The organism is Klebsiella sp. I138, from assembly GCF_051131765.1.
In the GTDB taxonomy this organism is placed as follows: Bacteria; Pseudomonadota; Gammaproteobacteria; order Enterobacterales; family Enterobacteriaceae; genus Klebsiella.
Map to the genome: position 1 here is coordinate 2,422,074 of NZ_CP180447.1, position 16,928 is coordinate 2,439,001.

Sequence of the window (16,928 nt, forward strand, 5' to 3'; positions counted from 1 at the left end):
TTCGGTTTATACTCGTAAACCTAAATGTTTTCAAAATGGTTTACAAGTCACTTATGACAACGGACGATCTCGCCTTCGATCGGCGCCACATATGGCACCCCTACACTTCCATGACCTCCCCTCTGCCGGTGTACCCAGTCGTTGCCGCCCACGGCTGCGAGCTGTCCCTCGCCAGCGGTGAGCAGTTGATTGATGGCATGTCGTCATGGTGGGCGGCGATCCACGGCTACAACCACCCGCGCTTAAACGCCGCGATGAAGGCGCAGATTGACCAGATGTCGCACGTGATGTTTGGCGGCATTACCCATCCTTCAGCGGTCGCACTTTGCCGCCAACTGGTGGCGATGACCCCGGCGTCGCTGGAGTGCGTGTTCCTCGCCGACTCCGGTTCGGTCGCGGTGGAAGTGTCCATGAAAATGGCGCTGCAGTACTGGCAGGCAAAAGGTGAGCCGCGCCAGCGTTTTCTCACTTTCCGCAATGGCTACCACGGGGATACCTTTGGCGCGATGTCGGTCTGCGATCCGGATAACTCGATGCACAGCCTGTGGCAGGGCTATTTGCCGGATAATCTGTTTGCGCCGGCACCACAAAGCCGCTTTGGCGGCGAGTGGGATGAGCGGGATATGGTGCCGTTTGCCCGTCTGATGGCGGCTCACCGTGAGGAGATCGCGGCAGTCATTCTCGAACCGGTCGTGCAGGGGGCGGGCGGCATGAGGATGTATCATCCCGAGTGGCTGAAGCGTATTCGCAAGATGTGCGATCGTGAGGGCATTCTGCTGATTGCCGATGAAATAGCCACCGGATTTGGCCGGACCGGCAAACTGTTTGCCTGCGAACACGCGGGTATCGCCCCGGATATTCTGTGCCTCGGCAAAGCGCTGACCGGCGGAACCATGACGCTGTCGGCCACCCTCACCACCCGATCGGTGGCCGAGACCATCAGCAACGGTGAAGCGGGCTGCTTTATGCACGGCCCCACCTTTATGGGTAACCCGCTGGCCTGCGCGGTGGCGACAGAAAGTCTGCGTCTGCTGGAAAGTGGGGAATGGCAACACCAGGTGGCCGCGATTGAAACACAGCTTAACGCGGAGCTGGCTCCGGCACGGGAGTCTCCGCAGGTCGCCGATGTCCGCGTGCTGGGTGCCATCGGCGTGGTGGAAACACACCGCCCGGTCAATATGGCCGCGCTACAGCGTTTCTTCGTTGAGCAAGGGGTGTGGATCCGACCGTTCGGCCGCCTGATTTACCTGATGCCGCCTTACGTCATTTCCCCGCAGCAGCTGACGCGCCTGACCCAGGCAGTCAACGCAGCGGTGCGGAACGAAACACTTTTTAGCGAATAAGCAGCGGAAAGTGACCGTCAACAGGACTATACTTCTTTGTTAATCAGTAGATTATCCCTGAGGAGACGGCATGAAAATCATCAGTCACGATCTGCAAGATGGCGGAAAATTGCCCCACCGCCATGTATTTAACGGTATGGGCTATGATGGCGACAATATTTCACCGCATCTGGCGTGGGATGAGGTTCCCGACGGAACTAAAAGCTTTGTGGTGACCTGCTACGATCCCGATGCGCCTACCGGCTCCGGCTGGTGGCACTGGGTCGTCGCGAACCTGCCCGCACAAACGCGCGAGCTGCCGCAGGGAGCGGGCTCCGGCCTGGCCCCGCTGCCGGCCAGTGCACTCCAGACCCGCACCGACTTCGGCCTGCCAGGCTATGACGGCGCGGCGCCGCCGAAAGGGGAAAGTCATCGCTACATTTTTACCGTGCATGCCCTGGATGTAGATAAGATTGATGTCGATGAAGGGGCAAGCGGCGCGATGGTCGGCTTTAACGTCCATTTTCATGCGTTGGGCAGCGCATCCATCACCGCCCTGTTTATCTAACGCTCCCGGTAGCGGCACGCTGCGCCAGACCGGGCTACAGACCCGTGCGATTTGCGGGTTTTGTAGCCCGGACAGCTTCCAGGACGTTGACTACTGCTCCGTCACCGCGACCAGTGCGGTTTTTTTGACTTTCGCATACCACACAATCGTCAGCAGCCCCAGCCAGACCAGACCGGCGATCAGCGCGATACGCGTCTCTTCGACCATGCCCAGTACCGCAATCACCAGCCCCATAAACAGCAGCGTCAGCAGCGGCGCCACCGGCCAGAATGGCACCGGAAATTCAATCTGACGACGCTCTTCTGCCGATAAACTACGACGCATGGCGAAATGGGCCAGCAGGATCATCAGCCAGACCCATACCGTCGCAAATGCGGCCAGGGAGGCGATCAGCACAAAGACCTGTTCCGGCATCAGATAGTTCAGCACAACCGCCGCCAGCAGCGCGACGCCCATCACCACCACCGTCATCCACGGTACGCCGTTGCTGGCAATCCGCTGGAAGCTTTTCGGCGCCATCCCCTCTTTTGCCATGCCGTACATCATGCGGCCGGCGCCAAAAATATCGCTGTTAATAGCCGAAATACTGGCGCTGATCACGATAATGTTGAGGATCGTCGCCGCCGCCGGAATACCGAGGCCGCTAAAGATCAGTACAAACGGACTGCCCTGCTCGCCAAAGCTGTTCCACGGGAAAATGGCCATCAGGATCGCCAGCGTACAGACATAGAACAGCACGATGCGCAGCGGGATGGTATTGATCGCCTGCGGGATCACTTTCTTCGGGTTCTGCGCTTCCGCCGCAGTCACGCCGATAATTTCGACGCCACCAAAGGCAAACATCACTATGCCGAGCGAGGCAATAATCCCCTGCCAGCCATTCGGGGCAAAACCGCCGTGGCTCCACAGGTTTTCCAGCCCGGTCGCCGGGAAGGTATGACCAAAGCCGAAGAAGATAATACCGCCGCCGGCAACGATCATTGCAATAATGGCCACCACTTTAATCAGCGACAGCCAGAACTCCATCTCGCCGAAAATACGCACGTGGCACAAGTTCATCGCACCGATGAAGAAGATAATACTCAGCACCCAGATCCAGCGCGGCACGTCGGGGTACCAGAGCCCCATATAGATACCAAATGCGGTGACATCCGCCAGAGCGACAATCACCATTTCAAAGGTGTAGGTCCAGCCGGTAATAAACCCGGCCAGCGGCCCGAGATACTGGCGGGCGTAGCTACCGAAAGAGCCGGAAACGGGGTTGCGGACCGCCATTTCACCCAGCGCGCGCATAACGATAAACACCGCCGCGCCGCCGATCAGATAGGCTAACAGAACCGCCGGCCCGGCGGCCTTAATGGCGGCAGCAGAACCATAAAACAGCCCGGTGCCGATGGCGGAGCCGAGCGCGATGAAACGAATATGTCGGGCATTCAGCCCGCGCAGCAGGTGTGGCTTTTGTGGCGATTGAGGTTGTTGTTGCATATGCAAGTGTCCTGATAATTTTTGTATGACGACAAATATGCGCGTAGGACGGCCGGGGGACATTATCCCCCGGCGCGGGTACAGAAAACAGCGAGGGTCAGATCTGACCAGGTAAGACGGCAGGGAGCAGTCGCGTCAGGTGGCGCGCTGCCAGAAGCTCAATAGCGTTATCAATATCCGGTGCGAAGAAGCGGTCCTGGGTGTAATGCGATACCCGTTCACGTAGCAGATGGCGCGCCTCTTCCAGCAGCGGACTGCTGGCCAGGCCTTCGCGCATATCCAGCCCCTGGGCTGCGGCCAGCCACTCCACGGCCAACACGCCGCGGGTGTTTTCCGCCATCGCCCACAGGCGGCGGCCGGCGGCCGGTGCCATTGAGACGTGGTCTTCCTGGTTTGCCGAGGTCGGCAGGCTGTCAACGCTGTGTGGATGGGCCAGCGCTTTGTTCTCGCTGGCTAATGCCGCAGCGGTTACCTGGGCAATCATAAAGCCGGAATTGACGCCACCGTTCTTCACGAGGAATGGCGGCAGCTGCGACATATGGCTGTCCATCATCAGCGCAATGCGACGCTCTGACAGAGAACCGATTTCGGCTATCGCCAGCGCCAGATTATCCGCCGCCATCGCTACCGGTTCGGCATGGAAATTACCGCCGGAAATCACTTCATTCTCGGCGGCAAAGACCAGCGGGTTATCCGACACCGCGTTGGCCTCAATCAGCAGCACTTCGGCGGCCTGGCGAATCTGGGTCAGACAGGCGCCCATAACCTGCGGCTGGCAGCGCAGAGAGTACGGGTCCTGCACTTTGGTACAGTTGTGATGCGACTGCGAAATCGCGCTGCTGTCGGTTAATAAATGACGATACAGTGCCGCAGCGTCAATCTGCCCACGCTGGCCGCGGGCATCGTGAATGCGCGAGTCAAACGGACGACGGGAGCCCAGCGCCGCTTCGGTGGTTAATGCACCGCACACGACCGCAGAGGCAAACAGGTCTTCCGCGTCAAACAGGCCGCGAAGCGCAAACGCCGTCGACGCCTGAGTGCCGTTCAGCAGCGCCAGCCCCTCTTTTGCCGCCAGCGTAATAGGCTCGAGGCCCACTTTTTTCAACGCCTGCAGCGCCGGCATCCACTCGCCGTCGACGCGGGCTTTCCCCTCACCCAGCAGCGTCAGGGACATATGCGCCAGCGGCGCCAGGTCACCGGATGCGCCGACCGAACCTTTGGCCGGGATCCACGGCGTGACGCCTTTGTTCACCAGTTGAATCAGGGCCTGAATGACGCTCAGACGAATCCCGGAGAAGCCGCGAGAAAGGCTGTTAATCTTCAGCACCATAATCAGACGTGCCATGGCATCATCCAGCGGCTCGCCAATGCCCGCGGCATGAGACAGCACCAGAGAACGCTGCAGGTTTTCCAGATCGTCCGTAGAGATCCGCGTTGACGCCAGCAGGCCAAAGCCGGTGTTAATACCGTAAGCGGTACGCCCTTCGGCCAGAATCGCGTTGACGCAGGCGACGCTCTCATTAATGGCGGCATAAGCCTGCTCGTCGAGGGTGAGGGTCAGCGGCTGCTGAAACACCTCACGCAGCTGCGCCAGACTCAGTTGACCGGGAATAAGAGTTAAGTTTTTCATCTCAGCGTTGCCCCTGCGTTGCTGCTACCATAGGAAGATTCAGTCCTTGTTCCGCCGCGCACTCAATCGCGATGTCGTAACCCGCATCGGCGTGACGCATCACCCCGGTCGCCGGATCGTTATGCAGCACGCGGGCAATACGCGCGGCCGCTTCGTCGGTACCGTCACAGACGATAACCATCCCGGAGTGCTGCGAGAAGCCCATTCCTACGCCACCACCGTGATGCAGCGACACCCAGGTCGCGCCGCTGGCGGTATTCAGCAAGGCGTTCAGCAGCGGCCAGTCGGAGACCGCATCGGAACCGTCGCGCATGGATTCAGTTTCGCGGTTCGGGCTGGCAACAGAGCCAGAGTCAAGGTGGTCGCGGCCAATGACGATCGGCGCGGACACTTCACCGCTGCGAACCATTTCGTTAAAGGCCAGCCCCAGCTTCTGCCGCCACTCCAGGCCCACCCAGCAAATACGCGCCGGCAGCCCCTGGAAGCTAATGCGCTCACGCGCCATATCTAGCCAGTGGTGCAGATGCTTATCTTCTTTGATGATTTCTTTCACTTTGGCATCGGTTTTATAGATATCCTGCGGATCGCCGGAGAGGGCCACCCAGCGGAACGGGCCGATGCCGCGGCAGAACAGCGGACGAATATAGGCCGGAACAAAGCCCGGGAAGTCGAACGCATTGTCGACGCCCATTTCCTGTGCCATCTGGCGGATATTGTTACCGTAGTCAAAGGTCGGTACGCCCATTTCGTTGAAGGCCAACATTGCCTGAACGTGGTCTGCCATGGAGCGCTTGGCCGCCAGGATCGTCCCCTGCGGATCGGATTCGGCTTTTGCCTGGTACTCTTCCCAGGTCCAGCCCTTCGGCAGATAGCCATGCAGCGGATCGTGGGCGCTGGTCTGGTCGGTGACCATATCCGGGCGCACGCCGCGTTTCACCATTTCCGGCACGATATCGGCGGCGTTGCCGCACAGCGCGATGGAGATAGCCCGGCCTTCCGCGGTGTATTTCTTGATGCGCGCCAGTGCGTCATCCAGCGATGTCGCCTGCTCGTCGACATAGCGGGTACGCAGGCGGAAATCGATGCGGCTCTGCTGACATTCGATGTTCAGCGAGCACGCGCCTGCCAGGGTGGCCGCCAGCGGCTGAGCGCCGCCCATGCCGCCCAGACCGGCGGTTAAGACCCAGCGCCCCTTGAGGCTGCCCTGATAGTGTTGACGCCCGGCTTCGACGAAGGTTTCGTAGGTGCCCTGCACGATGCCCTGGCTACCGATGTAGATCCAGCTGCCCGCAGTCATCTGGCCGTACATCGCCAGACCTTTTGCGTCCAGTTCGTTGAAATGTTCCCAGGTCGCCCAGTGCGGGACCAGGTTGGAGTTGGCAATCAGCACGCGCGGTGAATTTTCATGGGTTTTAAAGACGCCAACCGGCTTACCGGACTGCACCAGCAGTGTTTCATCGCTTTCCAGGTTTTTCAGTGCCTTCACGATAGCGTCATAGCATTCCCAGTTACGCGCCGCGCGTCCAATGCCGCCGTACACCACCAGCTCATGTGGGTTCTCGGCAACATCGGGATCAAGGTTGTTCATTAACATACGCAGCGGAGCTTCGGTCAACCAGCTCTTTGCATTCAACGTCGTGCCACGCGGTGCACGTACGTCTTGCTGGCGATATTTGCTTTGCGACATCGGGGTTTCTCCTGACAATTAACGTTGTTTACGTAGATACATATACTTGTCTATACAACTCTACGCAAGCCAGGATTTAACAGAAATGATACAATTTTGTTATATTGCGTCAGCAATCACGCTTTTGCTGACGCGGGAGATAATCAGGAAGCAAAGTGTCCCTGCAGCCGGTAACGGCTACCCGGGAACAGCAGGCGGGCGTGGGAAACAATATGCGTGGTTGACCAGGTACGGCGACGAATCAGCAGGCAAGGATCGTGGGCGTGGATATGCAGTAGCTCGCACTCTTTGGCACTGGCCTGTACCGCCTCGACAATATGCTCGCCTTCGGTGAGCGGCGCAATCAGCGACAGATAATCATGCGGCGTGGTGGCGGTATAGTCCTGGCGTAGATATTCAGGCACCACCGTTGCATTGACGCAGCGGTCTTCAATCTGCACCGGAATATCGTTTTCAAAATGGACCATCAGCGAGTGAAAAATCCGCGTCCCCTCGGCGACATTTAGCGCAGCCGACTGGATAATATCGGCTTCGGTCTCCTCCAGCAGCAAAACCTCGCAGCGGTGATGATGATGGCGAGAGATAATCTCATCGGCGATGCTGCGCACTTCAAACAGCGCCGACTGCCCTTTTGGCTCCGCCACAAAGGTACCTACGCCCTGCAAGCGTACCAGTAAACCTTCATCCGTGAGTTCGCGGAGCGCCCGATTGATGGTCATGCGGCTGAAACCAAATTGCGCCACCAGCTCCGCCTCCGAGGGAATACGGTCGTGGGGACGCCAGACGCCGCGCTGTATTTTTTCGCTGATCGCCTGCTTCACCTTTTCATAAAACGGGGCAGGCGCGGTTCGAGGTTGCTGTGAAAACATAGCCTGGCTTTCCTTATACTCAACGGACGGCGAAACGATCAGAATATACTGAATCGTCAGTGCCACCAATGGGCGATTTGCCATGCCAGCCGGGCCGCCGCGCGGGCGCCCTGACTATCAATGTCAAACTGCGGGTTAAACTCCACCAGATCGACCGCCTGAAGTTTCCCGCTGCGGCACAGCGGCTCGACGATGCGCAACAGCGTCGCCAGCGTAATGCCCAGCGCAGCAGGCGCTGATACTGCCGGCATTTCGCGCGCTGGCAATACATCGAGGTCGATAGTCAGATAGATCCTGTCGTAGAGGGCGATATTGCGCGCGATTTCCGGCGCAATGCGTAATTCAAAGGCATTGAGCACATCCAGATCTTCAATCACTCGCACCTGACGGCGCGCGGCTTCATCCCACAGCGCCTGGGTGTTTGCCGCACGGCTGGCGCCGATGCAGGTATAGTGAAAGCCGCGCTGCTGTGCGTCACACTCCAGCGCCAGCTGGCGGAAAGGCGTTCCCGAGCTGGCCTGCCCGGCAACGCGTAAATCGAGGTGTGCATCGAGGTTGATGATCCCCACCTTTTCACCAGGAAAAGCATCCAGCACCCCGGCGCCATGGCCGAAAGCCGTTTCATGGCCACCGCCAAGCACCAGCGTGCGCTTGCCCGCGCGCTGACAGGCCGCCACCGCTTCGCGCAGAGCCTGCTGAGCCGCCTCCAGCCCCTCGCCCGCCACGCCAATGGTGCCCATATCGACGCAGCGATCATGACCGCTGTGGCTGGCCATATTCGCCAGCGCCCGGCGCAGCGTATCCGGCCCCTTTTCGGCCCCGATACGTCCGCGGTTGCGGCGTACGCCTTCATCGCAGGCGAACCCCAGCAGAGCAATATCACCCGCTAGCGCCTGCGGTGCAAAGCGCTCAGCCCGCACGATAGTCTGAAACAGGCGCAGCGCATTGGCAGCTTCCGCGCTGTCGTCGCGTCCTTGCCAGATGTCGGCGGGGGTGGGTTGCCACAGTGTCATTGTATTTCTCCTCGCACCACACGATGCCAGAGCGGACTCCGCCCCGGTTCATAGACCATTTCGACCGGATGCCCGGCGTCCCAGATAGCAAAATCGGCAACATATCCCGCCGCCAGCTGGCCGTGGCTGTTCTGGCGTCCCAGCGCTTGTGCAGCATGGCGGGTCACGCCCGCCCACGCCTCTTCCGGAGTTAAGCCAAACTTCACGCAGGCCATATTCATCGCCAGATGCAGGCTGGCAAACGGGCTGGTGCCCGGGTTGTAATCCGTCGCCACCGCCATCGGAACCTGATACTGGCGCAGCAGATCAACCGGTGGTTTGCGGGTTTCATTGAGGAAATAAAACGCGCCGGGCAGCAGCACCGCCACCGTCGCACTGCGGCTCATCGCCGCCACCCCTTCTTGCGTTAAATATTCGATATGATCGGCCGATAGCCCTCGATAGCGGCTCACCAGCTGCGCGCCACCCAATGAAGACAGCTGTTCAACGTGCCCTCTGACCGGGATACCGCGAGCCTGTGCGGCCTGGAACACGCGTTCGGTCTGCTGGGGGCTGAAACCAACGTTTTCGCAGAAAACATCGACGCTTTCAAACAGCCCTTCTTCCCAGAGCGTCGGTAGCAGGGTTTCACACACCAGCGTGATATACGCATCCGGGTCGTCTTTATATTCCGGCGGCGTGGCGTGGGCGGAAAGCAGCGTCGGCGACAGTTCAACCGCATTGTTTTCCGCCAGGCGGCGAGCGACCCGCAGCATCTTGCGTTCGTTGTCCAGATCCAGTCCGTAGCCGGATTTAATCTCAAGCGTGGTCACACCTTCACGCAGCAGGCGATCTAACCGCTGCTGCGCCAGCGCCAGTAGCTGCTCCTCGCTACTTTCGCGGGTGGCGCGAACCGTTGAGTTAATCCCGCCACCGTTGGCGCTGATCGTCTGGTAAGAGACGCCGTTCAAACGCTGCTCCCACTCCTGCGCCCGGCTGCCGCCGAAAACCAGATGAGTGTGACAGTCAATCAGTCCCGGCGTCAGCAACCGGCCGCCAAGATCGACGCTGTGCCCGGCCGGGGCATCGTTTTCAGGCACAATGGCTTCAATCCGGCCATTGCGCACCAGCAGCGCATGACCATCCCGCAGACCATAAGGTTGCGAATCATGAGGGTTCAGGGTGGCGAGGCGCGCATTTCGCCAGATAACGCGTTCGGAAGTGGCTTCAGTCATACCAGTCAACTTGTCATGGGTTGTATAGACATTTATTTTCATTCCACGCGGAATGTCAATAAAAGCAGGGTTAATTGTTATTTTTTTGTGACCAGACACGGGCGAAGCTTCAGCCGTCTGACGCATTTGCGGCAACTTTTTCGCATAGCGTCTTCCCGTTTCGCTCAACTTAGTATAAAAAGCAGGTTTTAAAGGACGTTATACGCGTAATTCATTCCTTATCGGCCTGACGCCGTCTGGATGTTTTTTGTATAATGCCTACCCAAATCATTCGGGTTGCTTTAAGGCGGAAATCAACACATGCGCCGACAGAAAGGCAGCCTGAAGAATGACAGGTCTTGTTAATTGATTCTTGCCCGGAGCAACATGAACACATTCTCAGTTTCCCGCCTGACGCTGGCACTGGCTTTCGGCGTGACGTTATCCGCCTGTAGCTCAACCCCAGCCGATCAACAGCCCTCAACGCAGACTGCGCCGGGCACCGCCTCTCGCCCTGTATTATCCGCTGATGAAGCGAAAAATTTCACCGCGGCAAGTTATTTCCAGTCTCTGGATCCAAACGCGGCGGCGTGGACTCCGGCGGCCATCAGCACCCCGGCTCAGCCTGACTTCGTTGTCGGCCCGGCGGGCGCTCAGGGCGTGACCCATACCACTATCCAGGCAGCGGTTGATGCGGCCATCGCCCGCCACTCCGATCGTCGCCAGTTTATTGCGATTCTGCCGGGTGAATATACGGGTACCGTTTATGTCCCTGCGGCCCCTGGGGCGCTGACGCTGTACGGAACCGGCGAGAAGCCGCTGGATGTAAAAATCAGTCAGGCCATTGACTCGGAAATGGACGTAAATACCTGGCGCCACCTGGTCAACCCGGCCGGTAAATATATGCCGGGTAAACCGGCGTGGTATATGTTTGACAGCTGCCAGAGCAAACGCGCCGCCACCGTCGGTATGATGTGTTCTGCGGTATTCTGGTCGCAGAACAATGGCCTGCAGCTGCAGAACCTGACCATCGCCAACAACCTTGGCGACAGCGTGGATGCCGGGACACACCAGGCCGTTGCGTTGCGCAGCGATGGCGATCAGGTCCAGATTAACAACGTCAATATTCTCGGTCGTCAGAACACCTTCTTCGTGACCAACAGCGGCGTGCAGAACCGTCTGCAAAGCGATCGCCAGACCCGCACTCTGGTGAGCAACAGCTACATTGAAGGCGATGTGGATATCGTTGCCGGCCGCGGCGCCGTAGTGTTCGATAACACCGATTTCCGCGTCGTGAACTCACGCACCCAGAAAGAGGCCTATGTCTTTGCACCGGCAACGCTGAAAAGCGTCACCTACGGCTTCCTGGCAGTGAACAGCCGCTTTACCGCTTCCGGCGATGGCGTGGCGCAGCTGGGCCGTTCTCTCGATGTTGACAGCGCGACTAATGGCCAGGTTGTCATCCGCGACAGCGCCATTAATGAAGGCTTTAACGTGGCGAAACCATGGGCCGACGCGGCAATCTCCAACCGCGCATTCAGCGGCAACACCGGGGCGGTGGACGCGAAAGGCGTTGCCCAGCGTAATCTCAACGACAACAGCGTCAACCGCATGTGGGAATATAATAACCGCGGCGTGGGCAGCGTGATTGTCGCCGAGCCGAAGCAGTAAATCTTATCAAGGGGGAGCCTCTCCCCCTTTTTCTGCCGCTATCTCCCTCAGTCCCCTTTTCCCTCGACCTGACCCAGGGTCTGACGACAAAAAAATCTTTTCCGAATAATAATCCCCGCTCGCGCGTTTACTCACTGTAAGAACACACCGGCCTTCGGCATGGCCCATTGCCGTATATGACATGCCGTCTGGCTACCTGCTTCGCCGCTCCTGGAGACGAAAAATGAACGCGCTCACCTCATCAATTCTGCCCGCTTCGCGCCGCTTAATGGTTCCGGCACTGCTATGTTTCTTATATGCATCGCCGTCGTTTGCTATGGGTGATAACAGCACCGAAAGCAAAACACCGGACTGCCCCAGCGGGCAGGTTTACGACAGCGTCAGCAAAAAATGCGTACCGGAAAAAACCAGCAGCCTTAGCGACCAGGATAAAACCAACTACGCCTACCACCTGGCCAAAAAAGGGGAATATCAGGCGGCATTGAACCTGCTGGATTCATTGAAAAACGGTAACACGGCAGAGGCCTGGAACTATCGCGGCTATGCCACCCGTAAGCTCGGACGCACGGATGAAGGGATTGGTTATTATCAACGCTCGCTGGCGCTTGAGCCCAACTACGCGAAAGCGCGCGAATACCTTGGCGAAGCCTGGATGATAAAAGGCCGCCGGGATCTGGCGCAGGAACAGCTTAAAGTCATTGCCGGTATTTGCGGTCAAAGCTGCGAAGAGTATCGCGATTTGCAGGCCGCTATAAACGGGCATCCGGAATCCTGAAGATCGTCGCGAGGGTAAGAAAATTACAACCAGCGAAGTTCGTTCCCAGCTTGCAGCACATCTGGCCCGTCTTTGGCGCTACGGGCTGGTTCTGTCGCACAATCGCGATATTGCCGAGGAGCTGGTTCAGTCCACCTGCGTGCGCGCGCTCGAAAAGAGCGCGCAGTTTACACCCGGCACCCGCATCGACCGGTGGCTGTTCGCCATTCTCCATTCGATATGGATTTCCGAGCTGCGGGCACGTCACGTCAGGATGGGGCAAGGCTTCGCAGAAACTGACCAGTTGCTCGCCCCCGATGACCGCGAGATGAATGAAGATCGCCGCCAGTATCAGCAGCTCATGCGTCAGGTCAGCGCCCTTCCGGAAGCCCAGCGCAACGCCGTATTTTTAGTTTATGTCGAAGGTTTTACCTACCAGGAGGCGGCCGACACGCTATCAGTCCCCATCGGCACGGTGATGAGCCGACTGGCGGCGGCACGATTGACGCTGGCAAAATCGGCAGCGGCCCCCACCTCAGCGAGGGAGAAACGCTTATGAAATCATCCGTGTTTACCCCCCCCTATAGCGACGAAGCCATCGTCGCCTGGCTGGATGGCGAAATGAATGCCCCAGACGCCCGCAGGTTTGAGGCCGCCTTCAGAGACGATCGGCAGCTGGCCGCCCGCGCCGACGAACTGATGCGCAGCAATCTGAACTATCGGCAGGCGTTTGCCCCCCTGCTCGAACAGGCTCCCGTGCCCCGAATGCAGGGCCAGCTTGACGCCTGGCTGGCAACGCTGCCGGCGTCGGACAGCGCTGTTCCCCCTCCGGCGTTTAGCCGCCGCGCCATGATTGCCGCCTCGCTCGGCTTTTTACTTCTTGGCAGCGGCTTAGGATATCTGGTGCAGCCGGGCGCCGGCGAGCCTGACGAGAGCGAGAACATTCGCGATCTTGAGGCCCGCTACATGTCGCTCTATAGCACGGAAACGCTGCTCGACATGGACAGTTCGCCGGCGGTTATTCAGCGTGGCCTGGCGCGTACCGTCGAGGATATCGGCCTCCCGCTCAGCCAACGGCAGCTCGTGCTCCCGGGCGCCGAGTTAAAAATGGTGCGCATGCTGCGCTACGAACGCACGGCTATCGCGCAGATTGCCTGGATTCATGCGGCGTATGGCCCGATGGCGCTGTGTATTTCACCGGCCGACGCACAGGAAGGTGGAAAGGTCAGCACCGAACGGCGGCACGGCATGAATCTCGCCTGGTGGCGCGCCCGGGGATATCAGTTCGTTCTGATTGGCCGCAATCCTGTCGCGCAACTCCACGACGACGCACGCGCATTGCAGAGTTTGCTGTCATAGTCCGCGCCAGCCTTTGCGACGATGGTAAGCCACTATTCGACCAGAATGACGGTTGTTGAGCCTGGCCGCTAAATATTTTTTATCCGGCGAAACTTTCGCGCTCACTCTGGCGAACTGATTAACAGAGTCACCTAACCGGAACGCCCTGACATCGCTGGAGCTGATAATGAAACTGATAAAAAACGTTGCTCGTACCCTGACCCTGACCGTCGCGCTTGGCCTGTCCGCCACTGCGTTTAACGCCGGAGCGGCGCTGCCCGTCGGCGCCAAAGCCCCCGGATTCGAACTCCAGGGGGCTTTAGCCGGTAAACCGATCGCCTTCTCCTTGCAGCAGGCATTGCAAAAAGGCCCGGTGGTACTCTATTTCTTCCCGGCGGCATTTACCGCAGGCTGCACTATTGAGGCCCATGATTTTGCCGAAGCCACCGATGAGTTCAAAAAAATGGGCGCGACCGTTATTGGCGTGACCGCTGGTAACACTGACCAGGTAAGCGATTTCTCTAAACTTGAGTGCCGCGATAAGTTCGCCGTCGCCGCAGATCCGGGTGCCAAAGTGGCAGCGCAGTATCACACGCTGATGGAGATGAAGGGCAAGACCGTCTCCGACCGGACATCGTATGTCATTGCGCCAGATAGCACGATTCTGCTCAGCTACACCGACAGAAATCCAGATACTCATATTGAGAAAACGCTGGCCGCCGTCAAGCAGTACGACGCAGCCCATCCGCAAACCCACTAAGCAAAGAGGCCAGCGATGTTAACCGCCATGCTGGCCGCCTTTATTGGCGGCATCATACTCAACTGTATGCCCTGCGTTTTTCCGGTTATCTCCCTGAAAGCGCTCGGACTTCTGCGCCATGCGGATAACGCCGTGGGCGCGCGTCGTGAAGGGCTGGCTTTTTTACTTGGCGTAGTCGTCACCATGATGCTGCTGGCCGGCGTTCTGCTGGCCGCGCGCGCCGGTGGCCTCGCCGTTGGCTGGGGCTTCCAGCTGCAATCGCCTCTGGTGATTGCCCTGCTTTCACTGGTAATGCTGGCCGCCGCGCTCAACCTGCTGGGCGTATTCGAGGTCGGGCTATCGGCGCAGCGCGTTGGCGCCCTGGATATTGGTCGCGGCGCGTTTTTACGTTCGGCGATGACCGGCGCACTGGCGATTATCGTAGCCACCCCGTGTGCGGCGCCGTTTATGGCCAGCGCGATTGGCTACGCGCTAGTGCAGCCGCCAGCCACCGCGCTGGCCGTGTTTTTTGCCCTCGCGCTCGGATTTTCTGCGCCGTTCACCCTGGTCTCGCTGTTTCCGGCGCTGGCGTCTCTTCTCCCGCGCCCAGGGGCCTGGATGGATATTTTGAAACGTGCCCTGGCGTTCCCGATGTTTGGTGCTTACGCATGGCTGATATGGGTGCTGGCACAGCAGGCCGGTAGCGGCGCGCTGGCAACGCTGCTGGCAGCCTCGGTGGTACTAAGCTTTGCTGCCTGGATCTACGGCATCGCCCAGCAACGCCGCTTTCAGGGAAAAGGACATAAGAGCCTGTTCGCCGTCACCGCCGTGCTCGCCGTCGCGGTCATTGCCCCACTGGCCGGGCTGATTCATCCCGGTTCCGCATCCCCCGGCCCACAGACTGTGGCGGCCACTGATACCGCTATGGAGAAATGGACGCCGCAGGCCGTCGCGGCGCAGCGCGGGCACGGCAAGGCCATCTTTGTTAACTTCACCGCCTCCTGGTGTATCACCTGCCAGGTGAATGAAAAGACCTCGCTTTCAACCCAGGCGGTAAAAGATGCGCTGGCGAAAACCGGGACGCTGTATATGGTGGCAGACTCGACTAAATTTAATCCGGACGTCGATGATGCGCTGAATCAGTTTGGTCAGGGCGGCCTGCCGCTGTACGTGGTCTATCCTGCCGACGGCGGACCGCCGAAGGTGTTGCCGCAGGTGCTGACTCCGGGCATTGTCGTGAACGCGCTAAATCAGGCCATCGGCAAAAAGGCGTAAACGCAACAAGGCGGATTATGGAAACAAATGATAGCGCGCGTGAAAGCTGGCCCGCGCTAATGGAGCAGGCGCAGGCGGGCGATCAGCACGCCTACACCCGGCTGTTAAAAGCGCTGGTCCCGGTGATTCGTTCGCAAACACGTAAGCGGATCGCCGACGACGCGTTGGTCGAAGATGTGATTCAGGATGTGCTGCTGACGGTGCATCGGGTGCGTCATACCTACGATCCGGCATTCCCTTTTCTGCCCTGGTTAATGGCTATCATCTCAGCCCGAGCCGTAGATGCACTGCGCCGCCGCGGCCGCTATCAGCAGTGGGAGATCCCCGAAGAGACGCTGCCAGAACCGGCAACATCCCCGGATCTGCAAAAACGGGATAGCCGGGAAGAGCTGGCGGGCTATCTACGCCAGCTTCCCTCGCGGCAAAGAGCCATTGTTGAGCACGTCCATTTGCGTGAAATGAGCCTGACAGAAGCGGCCGCGCATAACAATCTGAGTGTCGCCGCAGTGAAATCACTGCTGCATCGGGCGCTGAAAAACCTGCGCCGTTTTGGAGCTCACCATGACCAATCATGACCTGTTAATTGAAAAGCTGGGGCGCGATATGCGGCCGGTGAAACGGCTGCCCTCAACCGGCAGACGCGTTCTGACCTGGCTGGCGGCGGCCCTGCCCTGTGCGGTTGCCGCCAGTTTTCTGGTGCAACGTAGCCCGACCGACTGGTCGCAGCCCGGCGCCCCCCTGGCGATACTACAGCTGCTGCTGGCTTTTGTGCTCGGCGCACTGGCTATTCGTAGCGCCTTTACGATGAGTATTGCCGGTCGGCGTCCCCTCGGCTGGAAAGCCCTGCTGCCCATTGGGTTGATGTGGCTGGGGTTGAGCATCAGCAGCATTCCGCACCCGTCGCTGCCGGTGGCGGACAGTGACAGTACGCCCTGCTTTACTTTTTTGCTGGTGGTCAGTACACCGATGATGGTGCTGATGATTGCCAGCCTGCGCCGTACCCGGGCGCTGCGCCCTGTGCGCAGCCTGGCGATGGCCGGGCTGGGTATCGCCTGCATGGCGGTCAGCCTGCTGGCGTTTTGTCATCCGGTGCATCTGCACGCGATGGATTTTGTCATGCACCTGGCGGCGATAGTGACGATTGTGGCGCTGACGGTGCTCGTGGGGAAACGCTGGGTCTCACTGACATAGCGCAACGGGTATGGGGTCCTGGAGGTCATTGACTCCGCAATGTTTACTCGATCCCACCGCCGTGCGGGAAATGTTGTTGGCTACGATCTGACAGCGAGGGGGTTGGCGCATAAAGAAAATTGGCGGGAACGCAGGTGCGCATCCAGGACTGGCCACCAGGACGGTGGCCAGAGGGCAGGTCGAGACAGGGATG

16 protein-coding genes are annotated in these 16,928 nt (G+C 59.2%); 10 read left to right on the plus strand and 6 right to left on the minus strand.

Annotated features, from left to right (window positions below):
• Positions 1 to 53 precede the first annotated feature (53 nt).
• Both bioA and ACMYSK_RS11280 read left to right on the plus strand, forming a co-directional pair.
• Complete coding sequence (gene bioA / locus ACMYSK_RS11275; protein ID WP_434643066.1) at positions 54 to 1,343, plus strand: adenosylmethionine--8-amino-7-oxononanoate transaminase; 1,290 nt, start codon at positions 54 to 56, stop codon at positions 1,341 to 1,343.
• Between the two features lie 70 nt (positions 1,344 to 1,413).
• Positions 1,414 to 1,890 carry a kinase inhibitor gene (locus ACMYSK_RS11280; RefSeq protein ID WP_434643068.1) on the plus strand — a complete coding sequence of 159 codons (477 nt, stop codon included), beginning with the start codon at positions 1,414 to 1,416 and terminating at the stop codon, positions 1,888 to 1,890.
• 90 nt (positions 1,891 to 1,980) lie between these two features.
• On the opposite strand, the gene ACMYSK_RS11285 is transcribed toward ACMYSK_RS11280, so the two are convergent.
• From ACMYSK_RS11285 to hutI, 6 genes are all read right to left on the minus strand, one after another.
• A complete protein-coding gene (locus ACMYSK_RS11285; RefSeq protein ID WP_434643070.1) occupies positions 1,981 to 3,375 on the minus strand; it encodes an amino acid permease in 1,395 nt (464 codons plus the stop codon).
• 97 nt (positions 3,376 to 3,472) lie between these two features.
• Positions 3,473 to 5,005 (minus strand): histidine ammonia-lyase, encoded by a 1,533-nt coding sequence (gene hutH / locus ACMYSK_RS11290; protein WP_434643072.1) that lies wholly within the window; start codon positions 5,003 to 5,005, stop codon positions 3,473 to 3,475.
• A 1-nt stretch (position 5,006) separates the two neighbouring features.
• Positions 5,007 to 6,692, minus strand: a complete 1,686-nt coding sequence (gene hutU, locus ACMYSK_RS11295) for a urocanate hydratase (RefSeq protein ID WP_434643075.1) — start codon at positions 6,690 to 6,692, stop codon at positions 5,007 to 5,009.
• Between the two features lie 143 nt (positions 6,693 to 6,835).
• Entirely contained in the window at positions 6,836 to 7,561 is a 726-nt protein-coding gene (locus tag ACMYSK_RS11300; RefSeq protein WP_434643078.1) for a histidine utilization repressor, read from the minus strand.
• A 56-nt stretch (positions 7,562 to 7,617) separates the two neighbouring features.
• Positions 7,618 to 8,574 carry a formimidoylglutamase gene (gene hutG / locus ACMYSK_RS11305; protein ID WP_434643080.1) on the minus strand — a complete coding sequence of 319 codons (957 nt, stop codon included), beginning with the start codon at positions 8,572 to 8,574 and terminating at the stop codon, positions 7,618 to 7,620.
• Complete coding sequence (hutI, locus tag ACMYSK_RS11310; RefSeq protein WP_434643083.1) at positions 8,571 to 9,914, minus strand: imidazolonepropionase; 1,344 nt, start codon at positions 9,912 to 9,914, stop codon at positions 8,571 to 8,573. The genes hutG and hutI overlap by 4 nt, the downstream gene beginning before the upstream one ends.
• A gap of 240 nt (positions 9,915 to 10,154) precedes the next feature.
• Between hutI and ACMYSK_RS11315 the strand changes: the two genes are divergently transcribed.
• The 8 genes from ACMYSK_RS11315 to ACMYSK_RS11350 all read left to right on the plus strand — a co-directional run bounded on the left by ACMYSK_RS11315 (position 10,155) and on the right by ACMYSK_RS11350 (position 16,735).
• Entirely contained in the window at positions 10,155 to 11,438 is a 1,284-nt protein-coding gene (locus ACMYSK_RS11315; RefSeq protein WP_434643085.1) for a putative acyl-CoA thioester hydrolase, read from the plus strand.
• 268 nt (positions 11,439 to 11,706) lie between these two features.
• Positions 11,707 to 12,213, plus strand: coding sequence for a tetratricopeptide repeat protein (locus tag ACMYSK_RS11320; RefSeq protein ID WP_434644045.1), 507 nt, complete (start codon positions 11,707 to 11,709; stop codon positions 12,211 to 12,213).
• Positions 12,200 to 12,751 (plus strand): RNA polymerase sigma factor, encoded by a 552-nt coding sequence (locus tag ACMYSK_RS11325; RefSeq protein ID WP_434644047.1) that lies wholly within the window; start codon positions 12,200 to 12,202, stop codon positions 12,749 to 12,751. The genes ACMYSK_RS11320 and ACMYSK_RS11325 overlap by 14 nt, the downstream gene beginning before the upstream one ends.
• Positions 12,748 to 13,551, plus strand: a complete 804-nt coding sequence (locus tag ACMYSK_RS11330) for an anti-sigma factor family protein (RefSeq protein WP_434643088.1) — start codon at positions 12,748 to 12,750, stop codon at positions 13,549 to 13,551. Before ACMYSK_RS11325 ends, ACMYSK_RS11330 begins: the two co-directional genes overlap by 4 nt.
• A 166-nt stretch (positions 13,552 to 13,717) precedes the next feature.
• Positions 13,718 to 14,290, plus strand: a complete 573-nt coding sequence (locus tag ACMYSK_RS11335; protein WP_434643090.1) for a peroxiredoxin — start codon at positions 13,718 to 13,720, stop codon at positions 14,288 to 14,290.
• Positions 14,291 to 14,305: 15 nt separating this feature from the next.
• Positions 14,306 to 15,544 (plus strand): protein-disulfide reductase DsbD family protein, encoded by a 1,239-nt coding sequence (locus ACMYSK_RS11340; RefSeq protein ID WP_434643092.1) that lies wholly within the window; start codon positions 14,306 to 14,308, stop codon positions 15,542 to 15,544.
• A 17-nt stretch (positions 15,545 to 15,561) separates the two neighbouring features.
• Positions 15,562 to 16,119, plus strand: a complete 558-nt coding sequence (locus ACMYSK_RS11345; RefSeq protein ID WP_434643095.1) for a sigma-70 family RNA polymerase sigma factor — start codon at positions 15,562 to 15,564, stop codon at positions 16,117 to 16,119.
• A complete protein-coding gene (locus ACMYSK_RS11350) occupies positions 16,106 to 16,735 on the plus strand; it encodes an NrsF family protein (protein WP_434643097.1) in 630 nt (209 codons plus the stop codon). Before ACMYSK_RS11345 ends, ACMYSK_RS11350 begins: the two co-directional genes overlap by 14 nt.
• Positions 16,736 to 16,928 lie beyond the last annotated feature (193 nt).